This window comes from Ralstonia sp. 110700041-2, from assembly GCF_056280165.1.
Genome location: NZ_JBSFAI010000006.1, coordinates 215,133 through 241,579, shown reverse-complemented (window position 1 = coordinate 241,579; position 26,447 = coordinate 215,133). Strand labels below are relative to the sequence as shown.

40 protein-coding genes are annotated in these 26,447 nt (G+C 63.0%); 2 read left to right on the top strand and 38 right to left on the bottom strand.

Annotation, left to right across the window (positions count from 1 at the left end; all coding sequences use genetic code 11):
• The 37 genes from ACUXH0_RS11285 to ACUXH0_RS11105 all read right to left on the bottom strand — a co-directional run bounded on the left by ACUXH0_RS11285 (nt 1) and on the right by ACUXH0_RS11105 (nt 24,784).
• Nucleotides 1-648: a DUF2612 domain-containing protein gene (locus tag ACUXH0_RS11285; RefSeq protein ID WP_182594863.1), complete on the bottom strand. Its 648-nt coding sequence runs from the start codon at nt 646-648 to the stop codon at nt 1-3.
• Nucleotides 649-1,881: a baseplate J/gp47 family protein gene (locus tag ACUXH0_RS11280; protein ID WP_182594862.1), complete on the bottom strand. Its 1,233-nt coding sequence runs from the start codon at nt 1,879-1,881 to the stop codon at nt 649-651.
• 8 nt (nt 1,882-1,889) lie between these two features.
• Nucleotides 1,890-2,243, bottom strand: a complete 354-nt coding sequence (locus tag ACUXH0_RS11275; protein WP_182594861.1) for a contractile injection system sheath initiator — start codon at nt 2,241-2,243, stop codon at nt 1,890-1,892.
• Entirely contained in the window at nt 2,243-3,013 is a 771-nt protein-coding gene (locus ACUXH0_RS11270) for an oxidoreductase (protein WP_182594860.1), read from the bottom strand. The genes ACUXH0_RS11275 and ACUXH0_RS11270 overlap by 1 nt, the downstream gene beginning before the upstream one ends.
• On the bottom strand, nt 3,006-3,872 hold the full coding sequence (locus ACUXH0_RS11265) for a baseplate hub protein (RefSeq protein WP_182594859.1): 867 nt from the start codon (nt 3,870-3,872) through the stop codon (nt 3,006-3,008). Before ACUXH0_RS11265 ends, ACUXH0_RS11270 begins: the two co-directional genes overlap by 8 nt.
• Nucleotides 3,869-4,168: a phage baseplate plug family protein gene (locus tag ACUXH0_RS11260; protein WP_182594858.1), complete on the bottom strand. Its 300-nt coding sequence runs from the start codon at nt 4,166-4,168 to the stop codon at nt 3,869-3,871. The genes ACUXH0_RS11265 and ACUXH0_RS11260 overlap by 4 nt, the downstream gene beginning before the upstream one ends.
• Nucleotides 4,168-4,818: a phage baseplate protein gene (locus tag ACUXH0_RS11255; RefSeq protein ID WP_137910674.1), complete on the bottom strand. Its 651-nt coding sequence runs from the start codon at nt 4,816-4,818 to the stop codon at nt 4,168-4,170. Before ACUXH0_RS11255 ends, ACUXH0_RS11260 begins: the two co-directional genes overlap by 1 nt.
• Nucleotide 4,819: 1 nt before the next feature.
• Nucleotides 4,820-6,796, bottom strand: a complete 1,977-nt coding sequence (locus tag ACUXH0_RS11250) for a glycoside hydrolase family 73 protein (protein WP_182594857.1) — start codon at nt 6,794-6,796, stop codon at nt 4,820-4,822.
• 2 nt (nt 6,797-6,798) lie between these two features.
• The gene (locus tag ACUXH0_RS11245) at nt 6,799-6,951 is read right to left on the bottom strand and encodes a transcription elongation factor GreA (RefSeq protein WP_310735959.1); all 153 of its coding nucleotides are present in this window, start codon (nt 6,949-6,951) and stop codon (nt 6,799-6,801) included.
• Nucleotides 6,952-6,965: 14 nt separating this feature from the next.
• A complete protein-coding gene (locus ACUXH0_RS11240) occupies nt 6,966-7,415 on the bottom strand; it encodes a hypothetical protein (RefSeq protein WP_182594856.1) in 450 nt (149 codons plus the stop codon).
• Between the two features lies 1 nt (nt 7,416).
• Nucleotides 7,417-7,851, bottom strand: coding sequence for a phage tail fiber protein (locus tag ACUXH0_RS11235; protein WP_182594855.1), 435 nt, complete (start codon nt 7,849-7,851; stop codon nt 7,417-7,419).
• 12 nt (nt 7,852-7,863) lie between these two features.
• Nucleotides 7,864-9,585 (bottom strand): DUF3383 domain-containing protein, encoded by a 1,722-nt coding sequence (locus ACUXH0_RS11230; RefSeq protein WP_182594854.1) that lies wholly within the window; start codon nt 9,583-9,585, stop codon nt 7,864-7,866.
• A 3-nt stretch (nt 9,586-9,588) separates the two neighbouring features.
• Entirely contained in the window at nt 9,589-10,134 is a 546-nt protein-coding gene (locus ACUXH0_RS11225) for a phage neck terminator protein (protein WP_182594853.1), read from the bottom strand.
• Between the two features lie 2 nt (nt 10,135-10,136).
• Nucleotides 10,137-10,532, bottom strand: a complete 396-nt coding sequence (locus ACUXH0_RS11220; protein WP_182594852.1) for a hypothetical protein — start codon at nt 10,530-10,532, stop codon at nt 10,137-10,139.
• Entirely contained in the window at nt 10,529-11,008 is a 480-nt protein-coding gene (locus ACUXH0_RS11215; RefSeq protein ID WP_182594851.1) for a hypothetical protein, read from the bottom strand. Before ACUXH0_RS11215 ends, ACUXH0_RS11220 begins: the two co-directional genes overlap by 4 nt.
• The gene (locus ACUXH0_RS11210; protein ID WP_182594850.1) at nt 10,995-11,408 is read right to left on the bottom strand and encodes a DUF4054 domain-containing protein; all 414 of its coding nucleotides are present in this window, start codon (nt 11,406-11,408) and stop codon (nt 10,995-10,997) included. The genes ACUXH0_RS11215 and ACUXH0_RS11210 overlap by 14 nt, the downstream gene beginning before the upstream one ends.
• Before the next feature lie 2 nt (nt 11,409-11,410).
• Nucleotides 11,411-11,821 carry a hypothetical protein gene (locus ACUXH0_RS11205; protein WP_182594849.1) on the bottom strand — a complete coding sequence of 137 codons (411 nt, stop codon included), beginning with the start codon at nt 11,819-11,821 and terminating at the stop codon, nt 11,411-11,413.
• A 1-nt stretch (nt 11,822) separates the two neighbouring features.
• A complete protein-coding gene (locus tag ACUXH0_RS11200) occupies nt 11,823-12,833 on the bottom strand; it encodes a major capsid family protein (RefSeq protein WP_182594848.1) in 1,011 nt (336 codons plus the stop codon).
• Complete coding sequence (locus ACUXH0_RS11195) at nt 12,830-13,306, bottom strand: structural cement protein Gp24 (RefSeq protein WP_182594847.1); 477 nt, start codon at nt 13,304-13,306, stop codon at nt 12,830-12,832. Before ACUXH0_RS11195 ends, ACUXH0_RS11200 begins: the two co-directional genes overlap by 4 nt.
• 12 nt (nt 13,307-13,318) lie before the next feature.
• Complete coding sequence (locus ACUXH0_RS11190) at nt 13,319-14,539, bottom strand: DUF2213 domain-containing protein (RefSeq protein ID WP_259393768.1); 1,221 nt, start codon at nt 14,537-14,539, stop codon at nt 13,319-13,321.
• A complete protein-coding gene (locus ACUXH0_RS11185) occupies nt 14,532-15,344 on the bottom strand; it encodes a phage head morphogenesis protein (protein WP_182594846.1) in 813 nt (270 codons plus the stop codon). The genes ACUXH0_RS11190 and ACUXH0_RS11185 overlap by 8 nt, the downstream gene beginning before the upstream one ends.
• Nucleotides 15,344-16,960 carry a DUF1073 domain-containing protein gene (locus tag ACUXH0_RS11180; RefSeq protein ID WP_182594845.1) on the bottom strand — a complete coding sequence of 539 codons (1,617 nt, stop codon included), beginning with the start codon at nt 16,958-16,960 and terminating at the stop codon, nt 15,344-15,346. The genes ACUXH0_RS11185 and ACUXH0_RS11180 overlap by 1 nt, the downstream gene beginning before the upstream one ends.
• 17 nt (nt 16,961-16,977) lie before the next feature.
• On the bottom strand, nt 16,978-17,460 hold the full coding sequence (locus ACUXH0_RS11175) for a hypothetical protein (RefSeq protein WP_182594844.1): 483 nt from the start codon (nt 17,458-17,460) through the stop codon (nt 16,978-16,980).
• A gap of 43 nt (nt 17,461-17,503) precedes the next feature.
• A complete protein-coding gene (locus ACUXH0_RS11170) occupies nt 17,504-18,871 on the bottom strand; it encodes a PBSX family phage terminase large subunit (protein ID WP_259393767.1) in 1,368 nt (455 codons plus the stop codon).
• 98 nt (nt 18,872-18,969) lie between these two features.
• Nucleotides 18,970-19,395, bottom strand: coding sequence for a hypothetical protein (locus ACUXH0_RS11165; RefSeq protein ID WP_182594842.1), 426 nt, complete (start codon nt 19,393-19,395; stop codon nt 18,970-18,972).
• An 86-nt stretch (nt 19,396-19,481) separates the two neighbouring features.
• The gene (locus tag ACUXH0_RS11160; protein ID WP_182594841.1) at nt 19,482-19,643 is read right to left on the bottom strand and encodes a hypothetical protein; all 162 of its coding nucleotides are present in this window, start codon (nt 19,641-19,643) and stop codon (nt 19,482-19,484) included.
• A 34-nt stretch (nt 19,644-19,677) separates the two neighbouring features.
• A complete protein-coding gene (locus ACUXH0_RS11155; protein WP_182594840.1) occupies nt 19,678-19,881 on the bottom strand; it encodes a hypothetical protein in 204 nt (67 codons plus the stop codon).
• Nucleotides 19,878-20,072: a hypothetical protein gene (locus tag ACUXH0_RS11150; protein ID WP_182594839.1), complete on the bottom strand. Its 195-nt coding sequence runs from the start codon at nt 20,070-20,072 to the stop codon at nt 19,878-19,880. The genes ACUXH0_RS11155 and ACUXH0_RS11150 overlap by 4 nt, the downstream gene beginning before the upstream one ends.
• Nucleotides 20,069-20,257 carry a hypothetical protein gene (locus tag ACUXH0_RS11145; RefSeq protein ID WP_182594838.1) on the bottom strand — a complete coding sequence of 63 codons (189 nt, stop codon included), beginning with the start codon at nt 20,255-20,257 and terminating at the stop codon, nt 20,069-20,071. Before ACUXH0_RS11145 ends, ACUXH0_RS11150 begins: the two co-directional genes overlap by 4 nt.
• A 1-nt stretch (nt 20,258) precedes the next feature.
• Nucleotides 20,259-21,020, bottom strand: coding sequence for a RuvC family protein (locus tag ACUXH0_RS11140; RefSeq protein ID WP_259393766.1), 762 nt, complete (start codon nt 21,018-21,020; stop codon nt 20,259-20,261).
• Nucleotides 21,017-21,445 carry a hypothetical protein gene (locus ACUXH0_RS11135; protein WP_182594837.1) on the bottom strand — a complete coding sequence of 143 codons (429 nt, stop codon included), beginning with the start codon at nt 21,443-21,445 and terminating at the stop codon, nt 21,017-21,019. Before ACUXH0_RS11135 ends, ACUXH0_RS11140 begins: the two co-directional genes overlap by 4 nt.
• Nucleotides 21,442-21,720, bottom strand: coding sequence for a hypothetical protein (locus tag ACUXH0_RS11130; protein WP_182594836.1), 279 nt, complete (start codon nt 21,718-21,720; stop codon nt 21,442-21,444). The genes ACUXH0_RS11135 and ACUXH0_RS11130 overlap by 4 nt, the downstream gene beginning before the upstream one ends.
• The gene (locus ACUXH0_RS11125) at nt 21,717-22,472 is read right to left on the bottom strand and encodes a hypothetical protein (protein WP_182594835.1); all 756 of its coding nucleotides are present in this window, start codon (nt 22,470-22,472) and stop codon (nt 21,717-21,719) included. Before ACUXH0_RS11125 ends, ACUXH0_RS11130 begins: the two co-directional genes overlap by 4 nt.
• A 2-nt stretch (nt 22,473-22,474) precedes the next feature.
• The gene (locus tag ACUXH0_RS11120; protein ID WP_259393765.1) at nt 22,475-23,512 is read right to left on the bottom strand and encodes a YdaU family protein; all 1,038 of its coding nucleotides are present in this window, start codon (nt 23,510-23,512) and stop codon (nt 22,475-22,477) included.
• A gap of 56 nt (nt 23,513-23,568) precedes the next feature.
• Entirely contained in the window at nt 23,569-24,249 is a 681-nt protein-coding gene (locus ACUXH0_RS11115) for a DNA-methyltransferase (protein WP_182594833.1), read from the bottom strand.
• Nucleotides 24,246-24,410, bottom strand: coding sequence for a hypothetical protein (locus ACUXH0_RS11110; protein ID WP_182594832.1), 165 nt, complete (start codon nt 24,408-24,410; stop codon nt 24,246-24,248). Before ACUXH0_RS11110 ends, ACUXH0_RS11115 begins: the two co-directional genes overlap by 4 nt.
• Nucleotides 24,407-24,784, bottom strand: coding sequence for a hypothetical protein (locus ACUXH0_RS11105; RefSeq protein ID WP_220485524.1), 378 nt, complete (start codon nt 24,782-24,784; stop codon nt 24,407-24,409). Before ACUXH0_RS11105 ends, ACUXH0_RS11110 begins: the two co-directional genes overlap by 4 nt.
• Before the next feature lie 86 nt (nt 24,785-24,870).
• On the opposite strand from ACUXH0_RS11105, the gene ACUXH0_RS11100 reads away from it, so the two are divergent.
• On the top strand, nt 24,871-25,200 hold the full coding sequence (locus tag ACUXH0_RS11100) for a hypothetical protein (protein ID WP_137910698.1): 330 nt from the start codon (nt 24,871-24,873) through the stop codon (nt 25,198-25,200).
• Between the two features lie 7 nt (nt 25,201-25,207).
• Here ACUXH0_RS11100 and ACUXH0_RS11095 read toward each other — a convergent pair whose 3' ends face one another.
• Nucleotides 25,208-25,450: a helix-turn-helix domain-containing protein gene (locus ACUXH0_RS11095; protein ID WP_220485523.1), complete on the bottom strand. Its 243-nt coding sequence runs from the start codon at nt 25,448-25,450 to the stop codon at nt 25,208-25,210.
• A gap of 119 nt (nt 25,451-25,569) precedes the next feature.
• Between ACUXH0_RS11095 and ACUXH0_RS11090 the strand changes: the two genes are divergently transcribed.
• The gene (locus ACUXH0_RS11090; protein ID WP_182596794.1) at nt 25,570-26,310 is read left to right on the top strand and encodes a S24 family peptidase; all 741 of its coding nucleotides are present in this window, start codon (nt 25,570-25,572) and stop codon (nt 26,308-26,310) included.
• Nucleotides 26,311-26,447 lie beyond the last annotated feature (137 nt).

Below are 26,447 nucleotides of genomic sequence, written 5' to 3'. Positions count from 1 at the left end.
TTAGTAGAAGGTGCCTTGGTCGAACGGAGCCGCACTGGCACCGGCTTCTGCAAAACCAAAAATATTCGGCACGGGAACCTGCGCCACGGAGGCGAGAACACCCGTCGGGCGCGGCAGCACACCGGACTGCTGCACGACGGCCATCTCCCACGGTTCGAGATAAAACTCGAACGTGTAGCGCACCTGCATATTCCCCAGGTCGTTCACGTAGCAGCGGCCCCGGCCGGCAAACAGGTTCTGCAGCAATTGGTTGATGCTGGGGATCGAGCAATCCGTGATATTCGCCATCGCTTTCGCGAGGATCAGCGTCTTGAATGGCGCGTCTTGCAGCACATAGGTCTGCGTGCCCGGCGTGCCCGAGTAGAAGACACCCTGGTCGAACGGCTGGGCGCTCGCCGTGCCCGCTTCGGAAAACCCGAAGTTGATCTCGGTCGTCGGGATGGTCAACTTGCGACCGTTCTCCAGCCCGACGATCTTTCCCCAGATGTCGAGCCCCTTCCCTACAGCCGTGTCCACGTTCCAGATCAGGTTGTAGAAGGCGTCAATATCCGCGCTCGGGTCGATGTAGTCGTCCATGTTTTTAATCAACTGGACGAGCGTCGGGCTGTTCGCGTATTGGCTGAGGATGGTTTGCTCGACGTTGAACATTTACACCGCAGTCACTGAAATATTGGCTGCCGTTATTGTAGGCGACTGATTAATCCCGATCGCAACAGAATTGGAATTTGCTGTGCCAATGCCGAGCTGAATCGACAACAGTTCGACTGATGGATCAACGGCCATGACACCGGGGTAATAGCGCCCTGCAAACAACGTAGTACCGCTACGAGCACGCGCTCCGCCGTCCGATCCCGTGAATGCAGCAATAACCGCGTTTTTAATCAATTGCACATAGTTGGTTGGCAAATTCGGGTTATTTACGACTTGAACGGAAAAAAGAATCGGCGTCGGCGTGAGTGTTTGATAAGTGACCGAATATTGTGGATAAGGCTGCTGATATCCGTCGGTGTCATATACCGTGACGGTCGTATTGCCGTTGTAGTTGCAGCCCGGCGATTTCTTTGCCCAGATGGCGTTGGCGATGTCCTGCGGAGCGCCACCATAGACGCCCACGTAGAGGGAATTCGGTGCGAGCTTCACGCCGCCAATCGTGAGCGGCGTCGAGTTCGGGTTGTCAGTCACGTAGGCATCGAGCACACCTGAGACGTTCAGCACGCGCCCGCGCACAGCAGGCACAGACCCCGAGGCATTCTGCGAAACCGACTGCCGGCGGCGGTACTCGAAATCGGCACGGCTCTCGACCACGTTGCCAGCGACGCCAGACACAACGCTTACAGTGTCCCATCCGGGGATAGCTTGGTTGATGCTCACCTGATTTGCTGCCGGCACCGGCGTCGGGCCGGTCACGGTGCACGCGAATGCGAGCGTGATTGAGCCGCTTGCGGGGATCGTACCGGCCTGCGTGCAGACGTACACGTTCTGGCTCTGGTCGGCGATTCGCGCGCCAAGCGGAATCACCGTACCAACAAGCCCACCGCAGGCGATCTGCAGCGCCGTAGGCTGGGCCGGATTGCGTTCAATGAAGTAGATGCGGCCGATGGCATCCTGGAACCGCCCGTCGGCTGTATCCGGGTCGACGCCGTTCACCACCTGCAGCATGTCGTCGTTCTTCGCTGCGATGGTGGCTGCCCAGCTCGTTGCGAACTGTCCCTGTGGCGTCTTTGTGTTCGGCGTACCGTCGGCGTTGGTCGTGTTCAGGTTGCCGCCAAACGCGGCGTTGGCATCGGCCAGCGCGCCGGCCAGGATGGCCGACTCGGCGGGCACGATGGGGCCGGTGGGCGCCCAGTTGATCGGCGGAACGCTGGAGGAAGGATTGGCCATGTGGAACCTCAGAAGGTGATCGGCAGCGTGACGCCCGCGTCGGTCGTCACCTGGACTTGGCCGGAGAGCACGCGCCCTTCAAAGCCGGTGATGAAGCACTGGGCGGATACAACGCCTTTGACGGTCAGCGCCGCGGTGACGATGCGCGATTTGACGAGCTGCAGCGGCGGACGCTGGCCGAGGATCTCCGACCAGTACGGCACGCCATCCTTGACGTTGAACCAACACTCGCCCAGGAACGTGCGCACGGCGCTGGCCACGTCCTGGGCGATGGCATATGGCTCATCTGCCATGGCGATGTTGCCGTTGGCATCCAAGCACAGATCCCAAAGGGTGCGATCGAGAAGAAGAGTCGAGGCCATCAGTTCACACTCCCGCTGTTGCCGCCACCCGGCTGAACGCCGTTGTGCGTGTGGGTGTCGTCAATGCGTTTGCCGTTCGAGGTGATGCTGCCAACGAACTGCACAGCGCCGGAGATATAGGAAGCGACACCGCTGATCGCACTCCCGGTCATGCCCGCCAGCCAAGAAAGCAGCCCCTGAACGATCACCGTGCCGCTGAAGCCAGACTGCGGCGAGTTGACCGTGAACGACGTAGCGGCATCGACCTCGACGAGCGGCGCCTGCAGCGTCACCTTCGTCGGCGAGACGACGGCGACGCCGGCCCCGCTGAACTGCACATACTGCTGCGGCGTGCCGTTCAGGAAGCCCCCGAGATACAGGCCGTCGGCGATGTCAAAAATGCGCTTCGAGCCCGGGTTGGCCTGCACCTTGGTCGCCTTCACCGAGGAGATGTCGCGATCCTCCACCACGGCCAAACCGATGTCGCCGACCTGCGGGTCGATGATGACCGCGTTGGTGCCGCCCTGGAGCCGGAAATACGGAAGGTGGTAGACGGTCCCGTGCGGCGTCGCGTTGTTCCAGCCGTCGAGTTGATTGACCAGCGGCTGCACGTCAACGAAGCCGACGGGACTCACGCCGCCGCTATTGGTGACGGCGACGACCTGCACCAGCTTGGCGCCGCTGATCGATCGCAGAATCTGCCAGATCAGGAACGATTGCAGATTGGTCTGGTCGGCGCCCGTGGCCTGATCGGCGGCACCGAGATAGGCGTTGTTCTGGGCGTCAGACACTTTGCGGCCTCGCAAGAATGCCGGTGAACCACTGACCGTTGGGCGTCTCGCTTTCGAGGATGTGCGTGGCATTGGAGACGAGCCATTTGCCACATGCCATCTGGAGCTGGCTTTGGATCTCGATCTGGCCGCCGGGCTTGATCTGCGGATTGAACAGGGTTGACACTTCTACCCCGTTGCTTGAGTAGCGCGGATAGCCGCGCATGCCCGTGGCCGGCGAGATCAGAGGCGGCCCTTCGGGGTCAGCGCGGAACCCGAACTTCGGCCAGATCGCCAGCGTTCCGCGATCGATGGTCATCGAGATGTCGGCAGCCCGCGCGCATGCTTTCGCCTGCGCGAGCGCCGTGCCGGGAAAATACGGGTTCGATAGCTGCACCTGCACGCCGTTGTTCTCGAACGCGAACCCCATCTGCGTAGCAAGCGACTGCATGATCGTCGCCACGTCCGCCTGCCCCTGTACGCTCAGCGCGCCCACGGGCTTCAGGGATGCCGCCAAGCCGGCCACGCCGATGATCTCCAGGCACGATTCGGGCATACCGTCCAGGTTGGCCCACGATTCGTTGATCGTGCCGTTGTAGATGCTGCTCAGCCCGGTTTCGTCGTCTCCGGCTGCCAGCAGCATGGTGTTCTTGAAGCGCACGCCCGAATTGATGAGGCCGACGGATGTGAGTTCGTTGAGCATCTGCAACGTCAGGCCGAAGATGCGCACGTGCGCGGCCGGCATAGCGTCGCCGTAGGTCGCCTGAATGATGGCGTGCACGCGCAGGCCCGTGAGGGTGACGGTATTCGCATCGCCCTCGCCAAAGGTGCCGGTGCCCAGCGAGAGCGTCACGTCGATGCGCTTGCGGGTGAAGCTCATAGGTCGGACGCCTCCAGGTAGACGAGCAGATAGCGCGTGCCGAGGCCGTCGTAAGTCGGGTCGCTGGTGCCCTGCGTGTCGGCGAACATGAGATCGCCGACAAAGCCCAGATAGGGATGGCGGATCAGCCACACTCGATCACGCGCGACGACGCCGCTTTTGATGGGCACGTTGTTGATCGCGAGGTCTAGATACAGGCCGGTCGTCTTCTGGTAGACGTTGATCTGGCAGTTCTGGCCGGCGAGCAGCACGGATAGCTTCTGCGACGGCGTGGCGGTGACTGGAATGAGCTGCATCACGCCCCCTGCGAACCGATGAGTGCGTTCTGCTCCGCCGTCGGCGTCTGCGGCTGCACCTGCCCTTGAGATACCGGATCTGCCGATGCCGAGTTCTGGGTGTTCGCAAACTCGGCGGTGGCCGTCACCCGAATCTCTTCCAGGTGCGTGTTCACCTTGAGCAGCGTCACGCCATTGCGCACCTCGCGCCGCGTGTCATAGGCGACCACGTTCGCGTTGGCATAGACGCCCTCCGGCGTCACCACGTTGAAAAGCATGGTCGACTGCTTGGCAGCCTCGATTGCGCCCAGGAATGCCGCACGATCGGCCACCGAACGCCCGCACACGAGCTGCACGCGCGCCTCATAGGGCAACTGCACCTTGTTGTAGGACTCGAACGCGCCCTCTTCCTGCGGATAGTCAGAGACACGTGAGTCCGCGCGAAACTCCAGCGTGGTGGCCGTATCGGCGACCGCCATCGGCGCGCCAGTCTCGTCGAAGATGCCCCAGACCGGCCGCAGTACGTCGTCGAGGATCCCGATCACATCGCCGCTCAAGAGCTGCGGGATCAGGCGACCAGGATCAGCAAGTGGGTTGCGCAGCACCGGCGGCACGCCGGGCATATCCGGCACGTCCGGGTACTCAGGGACTTCAATGTCAGGCATCGGCATGTCAGCTCATCCCCGTATTGGCCTGGGCGACCATCGACTGCCGCTGCACGGCGGGCGCGAAGTCGCGCGCGATGCCGTTGGCATCCGTGGCCTGGGTGTAGACGTTGATCGGCCCGTTGATGTTCGTTTCGCTGGTCGAAGTGCTGGTCGGTGCGCCGGCCGCTGGCAGCGTGGCCGTGCCCGCCAGCGCGCTCTGCTGCGCGATCTGCGCGGCGTTGGCCTGGCGCAGCGCTGAAGAGCCCATGATGGCCTGCAGCTTGGCGCCGTACTGGGGGTCGGTGGCGTACTTACCGGTCAGCGCGGCGGCGTAGGCCATGGGGTCGTCGGTATGCTTGCGCGCCTCTTCGTACGCCTTCCCGTTGGCGAGCAGGCGCCCGTGCGCATCGAAGGCGTCGGCGAGGGAGTCATACTTGGCGAAGCGCTGTTTCACACGCTGCGCGACGCCGTTGACGACCTCGGTGGTCTCCGCCTCGACATACGGCTGGCCGGCAGTGGCCTTGATCCCGAACGGGTTGTTGCTGCCAGCCGGCATGCGCTTGCCGAAGCCGCTCTCCAGTCCATACTGGCCGAGCGTCACCGCGGCGGGCACGCCATACTTGGCCTGTGTCGCCAACGCCGCGTCGACGGCGGTGGGGCCGGCCTTCTTCACCAGCGAATCAGGCAGCGTCAGGAATGCAGCAACGTCCGCATTCGATTTGCCGGTGGCCTTGGCCGCCAGCGCGGTGAGGAAGTCGCCCGCCGGCAGGTCGGCAGAAGCTGCCCACCACTTCCCGTTCTTGATGTCTTCGAGTCCCTTCGACTTGTCGGCGTCGGGCAGCCCGAGCAGCTTGGCGATGCCGAGGCCGCCCAGCACGGCAATGGCCGCCGGCCCGAGGCGACCGATCACGCCCAGCGACGTGCCGAGGCCGCCGAGCGCACCGGCGAGCTGCAGAACAGGCGCCACCATCGAGATGATCTTCAGGCCGAGCAGCGCCATCAGCACGACCTTCCAGCCGCCCAGCGCCTGCACGCCTTTGTCGAGTTCTTGGAAAAACTCCTTCACATCGGCGATGAGCTGCGACCAGTTGATACTGGTCACCCAGGCGGCAAACTTTTCGGCCATCTCTGCCGTCTGTGCACCAATCTCGTCGGAGTGGTTGGAGAACCAATTCGAGAGGCGTTCGAGCAGCCCCATGATGGTCTCGAACCCGGGCGCCATGGCGATCACCACACGCTGCATCGTGTTGCCGATGCCTTCCTTGAAATCCTTCCAGCGGTTGTTCAGCGCGCGCAGGCGGTCGGTTTCCTGCTCCGACAGCTCGTTGAGCTTCTGTTGCCGCTCCATCTCCGCGCGCAGCGCCTGCGGGCCCTGCATGAGCGCGTAGGCCATCGCGCGCGTGTAGCCCTCCTGCTGCATGGCCAGGATGGCGAAGCCGGTGCCCTGCGTCTTGGCGAGCTTCTGCGCGATCTCGGCGTCGCGCTCCAGCTTCTTCATGGGGTCGTTGGCGTCGCGCACGTCGGCGTTCACGCCCGCGCGGCTGGCATTTAGCAGGTACGCCTCCAGCCGCTTGTCCAGCTCGCCCGATTGCAGCTTGGCGGCCTGTTCCTGGATGCTCTTGAGTGCGTCGTCTGCGTCGCCAGCGGACGCGCCCAGCCGGTCGAAGCTCTGCTCGACCGCGCGCACCTGCCCGGGCACCATGTTCAGCTCGCGTGCGAGCTGGCCGGTAGCGATGGCGCCCTTGATGGTGTCCGCGGTGTAGTCGGCCAGGCCTTTGATGCCGAGGCCGGCGGTGAAGATGGTGACGAGCGCGAGGACTTCGGTGCGCAGGCGCTTGAACGAGTCGGCGGCGCGCTTGTTGCGCGCCTCGATCTCCTTGGCGGCGCGGATCTCTTCCGCTGTGAGTTTCTTGGTTGCCTGCGAGGCCTCGGCCTTGCCGCGCTTGAACGCTGCGGCATCGAGGCCGAGGGTCACAACCAGAGCATCGACGATAGTCGCCACGGTTACTTTCTCCGTTCCATCGCGACGCGCTCGTTGTGGCTGTCGACGATGATTATTTCGAGCAGGTCATGCAGGTCTTCCTGGCCGTAGAAAGTCTGGAGTTCGCGCAGGTTGGCGTGCCTGCTCGACAGCACCGCGCCAATGCTGCGCGGCACGTTCGGATAGTCGATCAGGCCGCCGATTGACTCGCCGACCCAGAAGCCTGCGTCGATGGGTCGGCGGCGATAAAAGACTCCATGTGCAGTTCGAGGACCGCCTTACGCAGCTTCAGCCGTGTCGCAACTTCCTCGATGTCGCCGTTCTCGCCCTCGACCAACGCGCGGGCGCCGCCCTGCTGGCCGGTGGCGAACTCAAACTGAACGCACGTCATCATCTCGTCGAACAGCGGCTTGACCAGCTCGAACGGCACCTTGGTCAGTGCCTTGATGCCGATGGCGGCCACGCCAGCGAAGCCGGCCGACAGCACTTCGTCGGGTACCTCGACACCGCTGTGCATGACCGCGAAGAGCGCGCGGGCGGCCCACTCTTCCGACTGGTAGGCTGACATCTCGGTGATGAGAAACCGCTTGCCCTTGTCGCGGCCGTCGGTGGCAATGAAGGTGGTGGTTTTGCGCGCCATATCAGACCGGTGCCGGGCGCACCGACTCCCAGGTGATCTCGTAGGTAACGGGCTGCAACGTCTTCTTGGCGTCCGGCATGACCTTGCCGCGCGTGAGCGTGCCGTTGCCCATGGCGTATTTGCGCCCCGGGCCTTTCAGCAGCACGATGCCCGTCGCGGTGTAGACGTCCTGCAGCGCGTCTTGAGCGTTGATCCAGGCGTCGAAAAACGCGATCGATGGCGAGTTCGCCATCAGCGTGATACGCCACTTGGTGTTGTGCGGGATCCAGCCGCTTGCCTGCTTGCCGTCGAGACCCATCGCGACTTCCGCGAGTTCAACGTCGTCCGTGTCGAAGATGTCTTCGGCCGCGTAGCCCTGAATCTGCTGGGCGACCGGGAAGACGGTATTCACAGCCAGGAAGATCTGGCTGTTTGCGCTGGTGATGGTGCCTGCCATGTTTGTTTCCCCTTACTGAACCATGACCGAGGCCATCTGGACGACTTGGACGCTACCGCCGTCCATGTACCAGAAATTGACCGGCGGAGATTGACGCGCGGCACGGATCTGCGCCGCAGTCGTCGAAGCGAGCACCTGCAGATACCAGCCGCGCGTCGACAGCGTTTTGTCGATCGCCAAGCCTGCGGCGTTGTTCACCTCGGCAATCTGTGCCGCTGAGAGCTGCACACCCGCTTGCAGGCCCCCGAAGTTCGCGAACTGGTTGATCGGGTCCATCAGCCACGCCTCGATGAGGGCGTCGCCCGTGGCGTTGTAGGGCACCGAGTTGGCCTGCGTCAGGCCGTTCATGATCGCGAGCTGGAACTGGTTGTTCAGCCAGATTTGGTTGACGTAGGAATCGATCCAGTCGTACTGCCCCGCGATCTGGCCAGGCGTGAAGAAGGTGAACTGCTGGTTGGCCGTTGCGAATGCCCCGTAGCAGTTGTAGCCGTTGGCCTTCAGGTTCGTGTACACCGTCGGGTCGGTCACGGTGGCGGCCAAGCCGGACTGCGACTTGAACGACGTTGTGATGCGGCCGGCGCGCGCGCTGAAGTCGATCGAGGCGATCATGCCCATCAGGAACGCGGCTTGGTTCACGTCCTGGTAGATCGGCGCGACGCCGGACATGTTGGCCTGATCGACGATGTACCCGAGCGAGGAGGTAGCCGGCACGACCGTCGTCGGGCTTTGGTCCGGATCCCATGCGGCGTACAAGTAGCGATTCGGCTGCTGCGCCGTCCAGGTCGCGAAAGCCTGTTTCTGCGCGTTGCCGCTGCCGTTGTCCGGATCAAACGCCGTCATGAACGACGCCCAGTTGGTCGTCAGCCGCACCAGCGCATTCATCGCGTTGGCGGGCGTCGAGGCGATCGCGCCTTGCGACAGCACGGCGCCGGTCGCCTGCGTGAGCGCGATACCCGCAGCCAGCGTGCCAGTAGCGTAAGCAATGGTCGATGCGGCGCCAGTGATGCCAGACGTGACAACGAACGCACTGGACACGCTGTCAAACGTCACAGCCGGCGCGACATATGCGCCGGTCATCGAGCCGCTTGCCACCGTCTGCGTGTTGTTCACCGTGTAGGTGCCCGTGCCGCCGGTGCCGGACACGAAGCCCGTCACGACGGTGCCGGCTGCGACGCCCGTGCCGGTGATCTTCTGGCCAATCGCAATTGCGCCGGTCGTTACTGCCGACACGGTGAGCGTCGTGCCGCTGATCGCGCCGGTGAATGCGGCCGATGTCTGTGTGGTCGCTGCCAGCGCGCTTTGGATCGTCGCAGCGGCGGCCGAGAAGCTCGACGCGCTCGACAGGTTGATCGAGGCAGCCGCCCAGGTGAAGCCATCCACCACCACCGACAGCGAGCCCGACAGCGCCTGAAGCTGCGAGAGCGTCATTGCTGCCAGCGAGCCGCCGCGCAGATAAGCCGCAACCGGCGCAGTCGGATATTGCATAAAGCCGAGCGAACCCGGCTTTTTCGTCGAATTGTCAAAGCCTTTGTAATAAACAGAGGCCAAAGACGCTTCAAGCGAATTAGCTCCGAAGTAATTGGCGACGGCCAATTGCGTCGGGAAAGTCGGCACGCTGCCAATGGGCACGCGCGGGTTCGTCGTGAGGATAATCCCCACCAGATCGAGCGCCGAGCCGCCCGCGCTGATAACGCTCGGAATCGCAGACGCGATAAGGGATGCCGGGATCGACATGGTTTAGGCTCCGGGTGGATATGCCGCATCAACGCTGACGATTTGCACCGTAACGGCTTCTGCGAAATCTTGCGGCGTTTGAGTGATTGGATTGTACTGAATAGCAGCGTCAATAATCCAACGCTGTTCAAACTGGTTTTCACCGTTAATAAACGGCATTTGTTTCGGTTCTTCGCAATAAAGCGGTTGAATTTGCGAATTTACGGACGCAAAAGAATTGCAGCCATATTCGTCGCGGAACAGCGTCGCGATGATCGCCGTGTTGTCGGCTGAGTTCGGGCCGTGCACGTCGAGCTGCACGTGCATCGCCATCGAGGCGAGCGAGTTGCGTGTGCCCAGACCGGTGCCGGGATCGGTGAACGTGTCGACGTTCGTCGACAGCCGCGGCATCGTGATGACGTTCATCGTCACGAAGTCCGGGACCGCTGGCTCGGCTACGCCGTTCTCCTGTGCCTTCACCACCTCGACGCCCGCCGGCAGGATGCCCAGCATGAACGTGCGCAGCGCGGTGAAGATGTCGGTTTCCTTGATCGTGATGGTCGCCGGCATGGTCAGCTCATCTGCAGTTGGATTGCCAGCGCGCACCAGTCCGGCCAGGTTTCCAGCACCTGCACGCCGAGCCACGTTGTGCCCTGGAGGTTGGGGGGCACGTTGGCGGTGGTGCCGAACTGGAGGCGATCACCCCCGCCTTGGCCGGGCCGGTAGATGCTCCGCCAGTCGCCGTCGAGATAGACCTTGCGCAGCACACCGCCGATGTTCAGTCCGTCGAGGTGCTGGATCTCCTTCGCCGACAGCGCCTGCACCTGCACGCTTTCGGTCGAAGTGGTGTAGTTCGGCGTACGCCCACCGTCAGGCGCTGTCGCGTAGCCGCTGCTGCGCTGGAGCGTCACCGGCACATGCGGGTTCACCGCGCCGATCACGCCCTTGACGACGCCGTGCATGTTCATTCCGACACCTCGCCGTCAACAATGTCGTAGGCCACCGAGTTCATCATGTGCTTGGAATCGCGCAGCACCTGGTTGTGGCCCTTCTTCATGATGGTCGACGGCTTGTTGGGGGGATCAGTGAAGGTGGCGATGGTGCGCTTGATGTCCGTCATCGCCGCCTCGCCCGCCAGGCGCAGCGCGGCCTCGAAATCGCCGCCATTGCGTTGCACCGTCGCTCCGACCACCTTCGACCAGCGCGTGCCCTTGGCCTGCGCCGTGGTGCGCATGAAGGGCCGCGGCGGTGTCACGATGGTCTTGCCGTTGACGTTGCGAGTCGTGCCGTACTCGTCCCAGAAGGCCACCATGGCTGTCGGTGTGCCGTCCGGGTACTGCGAGCCTTCAAGGATGCCGGCCCGCATGGTCTTGTTTGTCCCCTTCAGGTACTGCGCGAGCGCGGCTTCCAGCTTCGTGCCGCCGGCGACCTTAGCTGCACACATGGGGAGCGGCGAAATACCGGAACGTGCGGTAAGGCAGCGCCATCTGCCAGAAGAGCAGGCCGTACTGGCTCTGTGCCCAGAAGACGGCGTTCTGCGCTTGCACCTGCGCGAAGGTCGCATTCACCGTGCCTTCGGTGGCACCGGTCATCTGGCCCACGAGAGCGGCCTGGGAACCATCACCAGCGCTCGCGCGCCCCATGAGGAACGCGATGTGGGCGGTGATGAAATTGAGCATCTGCGCGCGGATGGTCACATCCTGCACGATCGACGCGGGGGTGTTGTTCAGGAAGATGCTGGCGGCTGCGAAGTAGCCGTTGAGGGTGTCGTCGCTCTGACCCGCAAAAGCAGGAAAAGCCGCCCTGAAGGCGGCCGGGTCAAAGGTGACGACACCCGTGGTCATGCTTACTTCTTCTCGATGTCGCCCGTCTTGGTGCCATCGACGGTCTTGTCTTCGCGGTTCGCGTTCGGGTCATACGGCTCGAAACCCGTCTTGTTGCCGCTCAGCTCGTTCGCCTGCGCCTCACCGGACTTGTCGTCCTTAGCGACGAAGATGAACTTGTTGACATGCGCTGCCGACTTGCCGTGATCCTTGACGATCTGCTCCCAGTCGTCAGCGTCGACCAGCGTGACGCCGTGGCCGGCAACGCTGTCGCGGCCCGGCATGCCTGCGACCTGCAGCTCCGATCGCTCATCGCCATACATGCCGACGAGGCGCACGCTGCGATCGCCCGGCAGGTTGTAGACGATCCCGTGCGGGAGCTTGCAGTACACCTTGACCGGCTTGGCCGGCTTCGTTTCTTGGACTTCCGCCATATCAGACCCCCAGCATTTGTTGGATGAAGTTCGGGTAGTACAGCACCGCGCCGTACGCGTGACCGGACTTCTTTTCCGAGTACGAAGAATCGCGACGGACGACACCGTGTGCACGCATGCGCTCGGCGTATGCCAGTTCGCCTGTCGGCTGGCCCTCCACGTCCACAGCGATCATCTGCACGAGGTTGCCGCTGCCCGTCGCGAATTCGGGGATCGTCTCGATCTCCATGTTCGGATAGGCCAGCTTCAGCCGGTCGCGCAGCACCTGACCATACGCGTTCTGTTTGGTCAGGTTCTGCTCGGACACGTTCGGGATTCCGACCTTCACGCGCGACTTCGTGTTGATCAGGCCGTTGCCTGCGGCGATCAGGTTTTTCCAGAGCAGCACGAAATCGGCGTAGATCTCGTCCGACGTCTTCGCATCCCACGTCGTGCCACCGGCGCCAGTGGTGGGAGCAACCGGAGCGCTGAGCGCAGGGTCATTCGTCAGGCCGTAGTTCTGCAGGCCGGCCACGCCGAATAGGAAGATCGCGTTTTCCTTCTTGCGGAGGATCAACGCCGAGGCGAGCTGCTGGCGACCAGCGTAGTCGAGGCGGGCCTTTGCGGCGACTGCCATCTGCTTGTCGCCCCACTGCGTGTTCGTCTGGAACCCGTAGTTCTGACGGGCCGGGAAGTTCACGTTGTGGCCCGACTGACCGTTGCCACTGTAGTCACCGTACGTCGCCGTCTCACCGGTCGATTCGACGGACATGAACGTAGCCGTCGAGGTCGTCCAGTCGCCTTTCTGTACAGGCGGATAAAGCAGTTCGGCGTTCATCGGCGCAACGAGCACCTCGATCACGCGCGGATCGAAGTAGTTCGTGAGCATCTGAGGAATGCCGTTGTTCGGCTGCGTGACAAGTGGGCCCGCCGCGTCCATTGCTGCAATGAGCTTCGATTTCGAAGCATCGGTGAGCAGCTCGGCACCATGCGGGAGGTGGATGCCGTATGCGGAAAGTTGATTCAGCTTCATGCCAGTTGGCTCCACGTCGAGATCTTGATAACCGAGTTCGCCGCACCGCCACGCGTCACGACAAACTGCGTTTCGATGGCGCCCGTGACCGTCGCGCCGGCGGCGCCAAACTGCAGCGTGCCGTCAGCGAGAGTCGCGAACACCTTCTGGCCGAGCGTTGCGGCGTTGGCCGAACTCGCGAAGAACTCGCCTTGCTCCGCGACTTGAACAGCCATGCCGGCCGGAACCGACATGCTGTATTCCTGCAAATAGTTAGGGATCACGCCAACCTGATCGGTCATTGCGAAGCCCAACGGCTTGCCAGTACCGGTGTTCTGCACTTGGTTGTCGGTGTCAGTGCCCGGCCACACAAAGCGACCCACGGTGACAGCCGTCTGCGCTACACGCGAGATCGCCGAGATCGGGTTCATCGAGGCGCGCGTGCCAGGCACACCGACCTCGGGCTGAAGACGTACTGCGTTCGGGAAACCCATGATGTTCGATCCTTACGCGTGGTTGATCTTGGCGAGATTCGGGAAGAGCTTTTGCAGCTCCGCGTCCGATTTCTCGTCGCTGGCGGTGAGCACCTGGTTGCCCGGGCGACTGGCGATCAGCACGTCGACGATGCCGGCATAGGCCACCTTGTCGTGCTTTTCCGGATCCATGCCGCCAACCTTCAGCGCGTGGGCGTAGATGGCCTCGGCAGAGTCGAAAGCCATGGCGTCGATCTTGCCGGTGATCGGCGCAACCTTGTCGGCGGCGCGGAAGCGACCCTCGATCGACTGTTTCACGCCGTCGGTGGCTTCCTTGATCTTGGCGTCCATGGCCGAAGCGTTCTTCGCCTGCTCGGCCTTCTTGGCCTCCTCGGCGCGGGCTTCTTCGTCCTGGGCAGCCTTGCGCTTGGCTTCCTCGTCGTCTTCGTCGCAGGCGCCCTTGTTTTCCAGCTTGGCCAGCAGTTGCTTGAGCAGCCCGACGACTTCGGTGTTGCCGTCGTCCTGCGCGGACTCGCCGCCCAGCGCCTGCACTTCTTCGAGGGCTTCTTCCAGCGCTTGTTCGGCGGCTTCGGTGTCGAGGCCCTCGTCCATCGCCACCTTGAGCTTCGGCAGTCGCGCCTTGAGCGCGGCCTGTTGCTTCGGGTTCAGTTTCACGGTTCGTACCTTTCCAGGAGGTTGGATTTGGGAGTCGGCCACCAGCACATCCGGTCCGGCGCGGCCCTCTACGACTAAAGCGACGTGATTGCCTTCAATCTTCGTCATCTTTATTTCGTATGGCTGGGAATTATATGAGCCATTTTCCAAAACGGGAACGTAACGATAAGAACTGGACAATTCCCGTTGCTCGTCCGACTCAATTTTTTCGATAAATTCAGCATCCCAGAATGCCAAATCATTGGTTAGATATTCACCGTCGAATTGCGAATTAGACCCTGTAGTTCCAATAATCAGATCTTTTTTAGGGTCTTTTGCACTTACGTGTTTGTGTACGGCGAGGATGGGCAGCTTGTTGAACGTGGAGGCCGCGCGGCGAAGCTCTTCGGGCGGTCGGAAGACGTTGTAGACGCGATCGGGGTCGAGCCCGAGCCGCTCCCAGTCGATGATCTCCCTACCCCAATACGGATTCACGTCCGCCTTTGAGATTCGGCTGACGGCCACTTTCATGCGACCGTCTTTATCGAAAGAACGCACCGTTTCTTTATCAAAAGCGAGAATTACCTCGGATTTATTCATCGTCTTCATCATCAACACCAGGAATGATTGGAGCGGCTACACATCCGCAATTTATCTCTTCACCTGGAAAAGTCCACTTGCCGTCAATAAAAAGGCCTTTTGCCAGATCAAAAACCTTTCCATTGGCGTGCACATGCGATGGGCGTGGCGTCTTGCCGCCGCCGGTGTGCATCCACCGCGCCTTCGTGACGCCGAGCGAAAGCTGCCGGGCGCGCGCCATCTGCGCGGTGGCCTTGTTGTTCTGGTCGTTGGCGATCAGCTTGGCGCGGCGCCGGGTGACGGCGTAGCGCTCCTGCAGCTCGTCGGTGAGCGTCTTCAGGTCACGGCCGGCGGCCACGCTGCGCATCACAAGGCCTTCCACCTCGGTGGCGTATTCCGACTGGATCGACTTGATGAGCGAGACGTTTTCCTGCACGGTCGCCTGCATCACCGTGTTCGTGAGCAGCGTGTCTTTCATCGTGACGGCCATGCCGGTGGCGGACACGACGGACTGCCGCACGGCGTTCATGGCGTGCCGGTCGATCTTCCCGATGAAGTAGTCGGCGAGGTCTGGCGCCTTCTCGGCGAACATCTTCCGCCACTGCGTCGCGCGCTTGCGCAGCTCGTCGCCCAGGGCGCGGGCCGGGCTCGCGTCGGTGGCAATCTCGCTCTCGCGCTTGCGGTAGGCGGCCGTCAACCAGTAGATGGTCGAGCGGTGCATCTCATCGATGAGGCGTTCCAGCGAGCGCTGGTAGCTGATGCGGGCGGTAGCGCTGGGGCGCGCCGGGCGCATCTCGCCGCGCGCCTTTGGTGCGCGCGCCGGCATCAGGCTACTCCGGCGCCGTCGTCTTCCTCGATCCCTTCGCCGATTTGACCACCGCCGGGCTGCTCGGGCAGATCGTCGACATCGATCGAGTCATAGCCGCTGTCAGGGTCGGCGGCCAAGCGGGCGCGCTCTTCCTCGGCGCTCACGACGCCGCGGTCGTAGTAGACGGCGAAGGTATCAGCGTTGGCCTTGCGGTTGGTAGCCTTCTCGACCTCCGACTGCTCGTGCAGGGGCACGAAGCGGTGCGTGAGGTCGTCGTCGATCACGCCCGTTTCTGAGAGCTGGATGATCTTGATGGCCTTGGCCAGGTTGTCGCTGAAGACGTTGGCCTGTTGGCTGGCAACGTGGTCGTACCAGTTCGCCTCGTCATATTCGCCGGTGGAGTTGAAGCCCTTCGGCGAGATGCCCAGCAGCTTCACGGCCGGCGTGCGGCTGATGGCGGCCAGCAGTTCGAGCTGCTGCGACACGATGTCGGCCAAGCCCGACAGCGGCGTGTTGACCTGGACGAAATCCTCGGCTTCCTTGTCGAGGGCCATCAGGCCTTCGTTCGAGCCCAGCAAGCTCCACATCAGCGCGCGGGCCTTCAGCGACGCCGCATCCTCGTAGCCGCCGCCGTTCATGATCTGGCTCATGTCGGTCTTCAGGATCGACGTGCTGAAGCGCTTGATGAGCTTGGCGACCGAGATGCGCACCGTGTCGAACCGGTCGATGTAGTCGAGCGCCATCTGCGCGAGCGGGATGCCGAAGAAGTTGTAGGCCGGTTTGAGCAGGATGGGAGGCTCGTTCTGCGCGAAGTGCAGCATGCGCGATGCGTGCACACGCCGCCCTTGAACTAGCCACGCCGTCGGCTGGTAGTAGTCGGCTTCCAGCGGGTTGTCAGCGTTGTACGGCGCCGGGTAGCAGTTGATCGGCTCGATGATCCGGAAGCCCTTGAACGAGCCCTTCGTGATCTTGGCTGAGTCGAGCGTCAAAGGTGTCGCGACCTCCGCCAAGCCGGCGGGCGTCCGCGTGTTGTCGCCCATGTCGATGTAGAGCATGCAGCCACCGAAGTAGCCGGTTTTCTTCATCGCCTTGTTGAACGCGGTCTTGAGGTGGTAGCGCTCGGTGGCCGCCTGCAGCGCCTTCACGCGCTCGGCGTCCGATTCCTCGCTGCCCTGGCCGCTGAACTCGATCCACTTGCGGGTCATCTCGTCGGCCAGGGTCTCGACCATGGCGCGGATGAGCGGATGCTGGGAGAGCAGCGACAGTGCGGCGTAACCGATGAAGTCGACGCCGTTGAGCTGGTTGAAGCCGGTGCACGTGCCCAGCGTGGCGGCCAGATTGTCGCAGACGGAATCCATCGCGACCTCCGGCGCCTCTTCGCCCTTGGTGAAGGTGCCCGGCGCCACTACGGGCGGTTTGAACTTCGCCTGCCAATCGACCGCAGCGCCTGCGGCGGCATCCTGGGCGACCAGGGCGTCGATCACCGTTGGGCTGATTTTCAGGCCCCGCCGCTCAGGGCCGACCAGCGCCGGAAAGCTGGGTTCAATGCGCGGTGCCGGCGCGGCCTCGGCGTGCGCGGCACCTGGGGAGACAAGCGGCACGCCGCCGAGAAAGGAACGGATTTTTTCGAGCATGGCGTGCCGGGGACGGGTTACGACAGGTTTTCCGGCTTGTAATCGCCGGTGGCGTCGGCCTGCGTGGAAGCGACCGAGTGCAGGTGCAGCAGCAGGCCGATGGCGTGCAGGTCGGCCTTCAGCTCGTCGACGGCTTCGTGCTCGAAGGCGTGCAGCTTGGCCATCAGGCCGGCGAACCGCTCGCGCGCTTCGGCGTGGTCTTCCACATCGAGCGCGACGGCCGGCACCGGGTCAGTGGTGGCCACGGTGTCGGCTTCGGTCGAGGCAGTCGGCGCAGACGAGGCAATGTCGCTTGCGGGGGTATCGGCCGCACTGGATGCAGCGGCCACGGGCTCCCCCGCTTCCACCGGCGCAGCGGCGGCAATGTCCGCGGTGGTGTCGCTGGTCGGCGCGGTGTCAGCCGGCGCGTAGGCGTCTTCGGGGGAAGCTGACGGTGCGTCGTCAGCCATGCGGATCGAGACGAGGGACAGGCCGAGGATGGCCGAGAGCAGCGAGCGCATTTGATACTCCGTAAAGTGGTTTAAATCACGAAAAACGATGGAATTAAGACCCCATTACGGCACGCAATGCGTCATCCGAAATATTCAGGCCAGTACCACGTCCACGGATATAGCCATCCATCGAATAGCGAATTCCGTCAATGTGGTGGTTCCATGCGTCGACGATTATAGGCAGAACCTCACCTGTTGTTTTATCCACCTTGTACGAATAGCGCTCAAACTCTTCAATGGTTTTAACGCACCGTGGATGAATAATAATCGCGTCAAAACCGCGTAAAAACGTGATTCCATCCTCTACAGAGCCACCCCACTTCTTCGCGGCCTCGATGTTGAATCCTTGCTTTGCGACGAGGCTGATCGTCTCGGGCCGCGCACAGTCGGCCTTGATCTTCCAGCGGCGGGCACCGGGGATGCCCTTGAACTTCAGGCCATCGGCCAGGCGCCATTTCGCATTCTGGTCTTCCCGCATGCCTTCATTGCCAGCGAACAGCTTCCAGATTTCATCGAGATCGACCTGTTCACCGTGGGCCTCATAGTCGACATAAAGCGTATTTCCTTTAACGAAACTGCGATTAAGCGTGGTCGGGTCTTTTGCAAAGCCCCAGTCGGCGCCAAAGAAGAAACGCGCATTGGCCGGCGTCTCGAATTCCTCTTTCCGCCATTTACCGGCAAAGATCAATTCATCGGAGCGCCGATTGAACTTGCCCAGCCAAATCCAGTTGTAACGGTCGGTGTCGGTGCGCTCCATCTTGGCGCGCTCCAGCTCCAGCTCGTCGGTGAACCACGGGTTGTCGGTGTAGTTGGCGCGGATGATGAGCACGTCGTCATCCTCGTAGCAGCCGTCGGCGTCGAGCAGGTGCTCATACGGCCCGATGAGGTCGACCCACGTTGGGTCGGTCGCCTTGTTCGGGTTGAAGGTGACGATGATCTCCGACCCCGGCTCGCGGATGGTCGGCATAAGGATCTGCCACGACTCGCGGGATACGGTCTCGCCTTCTTCCACCCAGGCCTTTGTCGCCTTGGCGAAGCCCTTGATGCCGTTGACGTTGCGCAGCAGACCGCGAAACGAAAAGCTGCTGCGTGTCGCTGGCACACGGATGGTCTTGCGGCCCACCACGAACGAATCGGACAGATCGCGTCGCTCGATCTCTTCCGACAGCTCGGCGAGGCTGGATTCCTCGATTGACGCCTGGATCTCGCGAAGGCACAGAACGCGCTCTCGGCGCGCCGACGCCTGGGCGGTGAGGATGGAGACAACCGTGCGTGTCTTGGCCGACCCGCGCCCGCCGTAGACGATCTTCAGGCGCTTCGGATAGATCAGGCGTTCCAGCCTGGCGGGAATAAGCACGGTCGGCTCGGCGTCCGTCTCATTCCCATCGATGTCAACGCGCTTGATGACCTCGCGCTGCATGTTGCAGATGCCGAACACAGCCGGTTCGGCCTTGGTGGCGATGCCCTTGAAGTAGCGCTCTACCCGGGCAATCGCCCCACGCGAGATGCGGCGTCGGCTCATTGGCCCTCGGCGAGCTGGGCCTCAATCTTCGCCAGACGGTCGGCGAGTTCGCTGATCTCCAGCACGTCGAGCTTGCCGCGAATCATCGCGACGAGCTGCTGGCCAACGTCGGGCGAGACCTTGCCGCCGGCGACGGCGCGCACGATGGCGTCGACCTGCTCGACCGGCGTGCCGCCCTCTGGGAAGTCGAACTGCACCGTGGGTGCAACCGGCTTGGCGGCCGGCGCCACTCGGGTGAGCAGCTCCTTCATCATCACCGTGTCGCCTTCCGAGATGGCCTTCTTGGCGACGGCTTTGTAGAAGCCCTTCTCGTTCATCTTGGTCTCTTCCTTGATCGCCTCAAGGATCTTCGTGCGCAGCTCTTTGCCGCGGCGGCGTGCAGGTTGGCGTGCTGCCGAGAATCGTGTCGCTTCGTTGCCCATTTCCGTTTCCTTTGCCGTTCTTACGGTTGTTGCCCGTGTCGCAGGAGCCAGCGGCCGAGTGCGCATCGGCGTAGCGCGGTGCTCGGTCAGCGGCGAGTCGGCATGTAACCGCCACCACCGTCGTGCGGCATGTACTTCGACCGCATGGCGCGGCGCGCTGCCGCTGTCACCAGGAAGGCGCCGCCTGTGGTACGGGTCCGGCGTGCCAGCTTCTGGGCGCGGCTGCGTTGGTGATGTTTCTTGCTCATGGCAGGGTTCTCCTGTGGGTTGGTGTGGTGGTGCTCAGCGGCGTGGCTGCGCCACCGTGGTGGGATGAATGCCGCGCATAACGGTGCGCGTTACCTTGCGAATGTCGGGATGCACGCCGGTGGCGCGGGCGACCCACGCCACGGCCTTGAGGTATGGCGCGACCCACCAAGCGACGCGGGTGTTGAAGGTGATGATTCGGTAGTTGCCGTAGATGGGCAGTTCGTTCCTCGTGCTCATCGCAGGGGCTCCAGTGGTGGGCGTTGAGGGATCTGATCGCGCAGAGAGATCAATTCCGGTGCATACATCGCGTTCATGAGCCAGTTGAACCGGTGATATGCCGTTGATGGCGTAGCGCCAATGGCGCGCGGCAGATGGTGGAAGCCAAAGCATTCCCACGCACCATCGAAGAATCGGATGTGCGGCTTCATGGCTGCGCCTCGTCGGCAGGCTTCTTGATGATCTTGGTGCGCAACGCTCGGTGCACCATGCGCTGAACGTGCGCATCGCTTGGCAAGCGCTGCATCACCATGGCGAAAACCATCAGCAGCAGGACGTACGGCTTCCACCACCAGGCGAAGGAGCATTGGACGGTGATCGTGTCGACGCGTGGCATGTCAGGCCTCCTGTTGCAGAGCAAGCGACAGGATGGCCACCGCATCGGCCTCGTTGTCGTCGACGACCTTGATGCCGCGCTGACGGGCCGCCGCAACCATCTCGGACTTCGACGCGTTGCCCTTCCCGGTCCACGCCTTCTTCACCGTGCCCACGCCGACGCCGTGCAGCGGGATGTTGTTGATCGCCGCCCAGGCTTCGACGATGGCCAGGAAACCGCAGTACGCCCGCGCCGCAAGGTTCGAGGCGAAGGGCTGTTTCACGTCCTCGTAGTACACGGCCTGGATGCCGCCACACTCGGTCGCGGTGTCCATCAGCCACTTGCGGAAGGCGAGCCAGCGATGGCCTTTGCCGCCCAGGCGGTTCGAGTCGAAGCGCACCGAGCCGCTGCGGAACGTGCCGTCTCGCGTCATCACGGCCCAGCCTGATTGCGTGGCAAGGTCGAGCGCCAAGATGTTGATGTTGGCCGGCGTCAGTGCGGGCTGCGCGGGAACAGCTTCCTTCTGCGCCGCGAGGGCTTGCCGGATGTGGTGGGCATCTTCGCCAGACTGGCCGCTCGAATTGGTCTTGCGACGGCGTTCCAGCACGCGCTGTACTTCCCCATCGACCGCGCTTTCAGCGGGCGGCGTACCCGTTGCTGCGAGCGAATTCCATTGCGGCTCAGTGATTTGCGCGTGCTCACTGATTGAGTCAAGGGCGCGCATCTCAGCGCGCTTGCGCTCGCTCGGGAACGGCCAGGCGGCCGGGGCTAGGTGGGCTGTCATGCGTCGGTCTCCGCAAAGTGCACGGGCGCGCTGGTCGGGCCCGTGACGGTTCCTGTGGGGGTGAGGGGTTGTTGCTTGCCGGCCTCGCGGGTCAGCGTGACGAGCGCGGATTCAAGGCGCGCCAGCCAGCGACGCACGCCGTTGTCGGCCTTCGAGGGCAGCAGGTCGGGCCGGCCGTTGTCGGTAAGCAGCTTGTGCACGCCGCGATAGACGGTCTGCCAGTCGGGCGTGCCGTAGTAGCGGCGCACGTCGAGCGTGGCGTTGACGAGGAACTCATGCTGGGCGAGCGCGGCAGTGATGGCGTCGCGGCGCCCCTCGCTGCCGGCGTGGCAGAAGCAAAACCACTTGCCGCCCTGGCCGATGGTGCCGAGCAGCTTGCAGCCGTAGGCCTCGCACATGCCCCAGGAAGCGCCGGTGTCGCTCATGCCGTCACCTCGTCGGGTTGCTCGTCGTGGACCGGCACGCCGCTGATCGGGCGCAGCCAGGAATCCAGCAGAGCGCACTCATGCACCAGACCTTGGCCGTTCTGCCACCACGGCCTTTGGAACTTGCACCACCAGGTGGGACGCTGATCCCAATGCGGCTCCGGCCCGCGCGGGGGTACGAAGCGGATCACTTCGACGATCCTTCCGTCGAGCGTCTTCGTCTGCCAGTTCGCGGGCACGACGACGATGGCGAGATCTCCGGCTTTGCAGTTCATACCCGCGCCTCCAGGTGCGCAGCCACCCGGCGGCCAATCTCGCGCTTCGCCTCGTCCAGCGCTGCGGCCGCCTCACGTGCGCGGCGTTCCCTTTCGGCCTGGCGGCGATCGGAGGAGGCACTCCCCGCCTTGAGCATGTCCTTGATCCGCTGCAGGTTCTCAACCGCTTTCGCATCGGCAGTGGGCTCGTCCGCCTTCCCGCCAGGCCCCGCCAGCAAACGAACGGCGGCCTGCGCATTGGCGAGCTGAAGGCGCCCTTCTCGCACCGCTTGTGCGAGAACTTCGGTGCGGCGCGCGCTGTCGTGCCCCTGCGAAACGACCCACTCGGGCGCCGCGTTCAGGCCGCGATTGCGCTCGACAATCCGGACATATGCGGCTTTGAAAGCCATGCGGGCGCCGATTTCGTCACCGTGAAACACGGGTTGCGCGACGTGCCATGCCTCGGCGATCTCGGTCGTCCAGACGACGGTTTCGCTCTCGTCGGCAGCGCGGATTGCGATCGCCCAGGCCTCATCGACTTCCGGTCGGGTGTCCCCGCGCTTCGGGAGGTGTTCCAGGATCTCGGCGGGCGTCGGCGCGAAGCGGCTGACGTCCAGGTGCTTCGAGAACGCCGCGGCAACAGCTTCGATCGGGTACGGCGCGAGCTTGGCCCACCACACGTCGAGGATTTCCGGCTCGGGCACGGGTTGCCGCAGCGTGCGGAACGTGCGCGAGAGAAGCGCGATGAACGCTTTCGTGTCGGTCTGGACCATGGTCAGTGCTCCATGTCGATGACGTTGGGATCGGCAGCCGGCGTGCCGGCAAGCCATGCGGCGGCGTTGGCGTCGCTGACAGCGCGGCGCAGTTCGTCGGGGGATTGGCGGGGTGCTGCGGGCTGCTGGGCCGACTGCATCGTGGCCAGCACGCGGTCGACGTAGGACGGCAGGAACGCGATGGTCTGCTTGGCTTCGGCCTGCGCCTTGGCCACGGCGGTGTCCATGAGGCGGCGCGTGATGCCGGCGTTCGTCCACGCGGCGAACAACGGCCACGTCTTGTTGCGGTGGTGCACGCTCGATGCGTTGATTTCCACGCCGTGGCGCTCGCGCCAGTAGCGGCACCATGCGGCGGGATCACCGGGCACGAGGTCGTCATCGTCTCGCGCGATACCCTCAGAGGTACCAGTAACGATGACAGAACCTATGGGTTTACTCTCCGTTCCGTTCCCTTCCGTTCCCTTAAGAGCGTTTTCCGCCGGAAAACTTTTGTCGTTCCGCCGGATGCCTTCCTTGTTTCCGCCGGAAGTCTGTTTTTTTCCGCCGGAACCATCAGAACTTCCGCCGGAAGGTTTTGGGTTTCCGCCGGAAGTAACTCCAAATTCCGCCGGAAAAAGTGTGCGTTCCAGCGGACGGCCAGCGTCGAGCCATGCCTCGAACTCGGGGATTTCCAGCGGAACGAGCCCATTCTCGGGACGCCCCTTGTTGCGCTTGCGGATACGCTCGGACAGCTTGTCATAGGCAAGCTTGTGCTTGGAAAGCCAAGCCTCGTTTGCCTTTTCGGCGACCACGGGGTGATACAAGCGGCCATCGGCGGCCTTGATCCAGCCCCACAACGCGCGCTCGCGCACCTTCAGCCAGTGATCAACCATGCGGCCAAATCCGGCGTACTGGGCGAGGTTCACATCGTCGTCGGGCAGCGAAGCGGCCGGCAGTTGGTGCCAGGACGCACACCACAGCAGCACGGCGCAGCGGAATTCTTCGCCTGACAGGCGAGCAGCGAGGTCGCTGTCACGCAGGCGCAGTACGTCGAGCGGCATGTACGAGAAGTCGCGCAGGTCGCAGTCGGCCGGTGTGAGGGGATTGGGTAGGTCGTTCATGCGATCAGCCGTCCTTGCCGCTGCTCGTGCTCGATGCGCTCGCACGCGCGGCTGAAATGCTCTGGATCCAGCTCGACGCCGATGAACGGGTGGCCGGAGCGAAGCGCTGCGATTCCGGTCGTGCCGCTACCCATGAACGGGTCGAAAACGACGGTGCCGCGATCGAGCTTGCAGAGAGAAAGCGCCCACAGCATCAGCGCTACGGGCTTTTGAGTTGGGTGCACGCGGATCCCGCCGCGCGACAGGTTCTCCTCGCCCGCGCGAATCATTCCGCGCCATTTGTGGGAGAACAACCGCGCCGGGCCGCGCAGATTGGTCCAGGCCAGCTCGCAATCGGCCTGATGATCGCTGGTGGATCCGTCGCGCTTGTCCCAGACGAGCCAGCACGATGCATCAGGCAGGCGGCTGCCGAAATGGTTGGCGCCAAAAAGCACCACGCGATCGAAGTCTAGGAACGGCGCCGGGTCGAACGGTTGATCGTCGCCGATCACCTTCATCTCGTACTGGACGGTCCGACGCGTGGTGTTCCAGCGATTACGGCTGGTGCCCGTCATCTTGGCGATGTTGATACCGTACGGCGGGTCGGTAATGCAGGCGTGCGAGCGCGGTACCGTCGGCAACAGCTCATAGCTGTCGCCACAGTAAAGCGTGGCATTGCCGATCTGGACGGGTTTCATGCCTTGCGCCCCCGCAGCAGCGCAAGCCCGCAACGGCGCGCCTTGGCATAGATGCCGGCGAGCGTGTGCCGCGGGATCAGCTTGCCGAGCGCGTCGAGGCGCTTGACCTGCGGATACTCGCGCACGAGCGTCGCCAGTTCGGTGGTTGTCCAGCGCGTCATGCGCCTACCCCGGCCTTCTTCAGCAACGCGAGCAGCTCGGGCCCGAGCGCCTGGATCTGTTCGAGCGCGGCCTGTCTGCCGTTGCGCCGGTCGCCCAGGAACTTCTCGCAGAGGTAGTACAGCGGCGTCATGTCGCCGCTCGTCTCCAGGTAGCGCTCGAAGGAATCCAGCGAGAAATGGCGCGTCGGGTCGTCCGAAAGCTGCACGCTCAGGTTGCCAGGCGCCTGATCCAGATCGCCGGCCACGCGCTTGAGGCCACGCCGGTAGACGCCGGTGGCCACCACGTCGCGCGCGCTGCTGTAGCGCTCGGTGAGGCCCGGCTCGAAGTCGAGCACGAGCTGGTTTTCTGTTTGAGAGCGGGTTTTGATAGCCACGGATAACACCTTTTATCTTTCGTTCTCGCCAGTTATCAATGGAGTACGGCCAAAATTCGACCCATCAACGGAACGGCGAAAAGGCAATGACGACGAAGACGCGCAGCGGCAGTTACCAGGTCGAGCACGAGCTGCTGATGGGCATCCTCGCGGCGCTCGCGGTGCACTTCCCCTACCCCCTCCCCGAGCCCGACAAGGTGCTCGGCGAGTTGGCCGGCGGCGATCGAGAGGCGCTGTTCATGCACGTTCTGTATCTCCACTACCTGGGGTTCTTGCGCTCGAATTTGGTCGAGCTGTTCCGGTCGAGTGGACCGGATGACCTGTTTCACCCCGCCCGACTGTCTTGGGGCGAGGGGCCGGTGCTGACACCGAAAGGGCTCAACGCGCATTTGGGCGTCGTGCCGGTGGTGTGGTGATCGAAGTTCAAGCCGCCTCCGGCTCGGCAGGGGCGTCTTCAGGGATGGCCGGCGCGGGCGCGGCTTTGGCGCGGCGCGGCTTCTTGACCTTGATGGCGAGGAGCTTCTCGACCGTGCTGAAACGCGGATCGTTCTCGCCGCTCAGGATGCGGCTGATGGTGGCTTGCGGAACGCCAGATTCGGCCGCGATCTTGGATTGCGTCCAGCCGGCATCGATGGCGGCCTGAACGATCTCGCGAGGTGATTGCATGGTCATGCTCCGTAGGTAACGGAACAATTCTATACGAAACCGTATTGCGGTCAATGCGAAACAATGAGAAACCGGATAAATCGTTGCAACCGTCTATGCAACAACGCATATTTCCGGGCATGTCAAAGCCCGAACTACCGCTGGTCGCGAGGAATGTCGACTGGCTCATGAAGCGCAAAGGGATCAATCCAACATCCCTCGCCTCTGAGCTGCTCCGTTTCGGCTATCCAGTACCCCAACCCACCATCTTTCGCATCACTTCAGGCGAGAGCAAAGACCCGCGCACGGCAAGCCTGGAACCGATCGCCGCCTACTTCGACGTAACGGTTTCGCAGCTTCGAGAGCACGACTTCGAGCGACTCGGGATGCCGGCCGCCAACGCGCCGTTTCCTGGCAACCATAAAATCCGCAGCCTTGTGTCCGCAGACGAGACGGACGAGCCCATAGGGGAAATTCCCTACTGGGACGCAAAAGGATCATGCGGAGGTGGCACTGTGAACTGGGATGAAACGCCTCGTGGGGCGCTAATCAAAGAAGCGAGCTTCTTCAAGAAGTACAAACTCAAACCTGAGAACGCGATTGCGATCTATGCCGACGGCGACAGCATGGCTGAGTACATCGTCGACGGCGATATCGTGATCTTCGATCGATCCAGAACCGAGCCGCGCAGCGGCGAGATCTTCCTGATCCGCCACCCCGACGGCCTCCGGATCAAGCAGTTGAGGCGCCAGATCGACGGTTCTTGGGTGCTTGAAAGCAAGAATCTGGATAAGCGCCGGTTCCCGGACGAGATCATTTCGCCTGAGCACGCGGAACTCCTCCAGATCGTCGGTCAATTCGTGTACCGACAAGGCGGTTGACCCGAAACAGCTCGCACCCGCCCGAAGAGTCCCCGCCGTGCGCGGGGAATTTTTTCGCCCCCTCAATACGCAATCGTATTGACAACGCAATTCGCCTTCGTATAATTCGCCTCATACACAAACGTATTGAGGAGCGC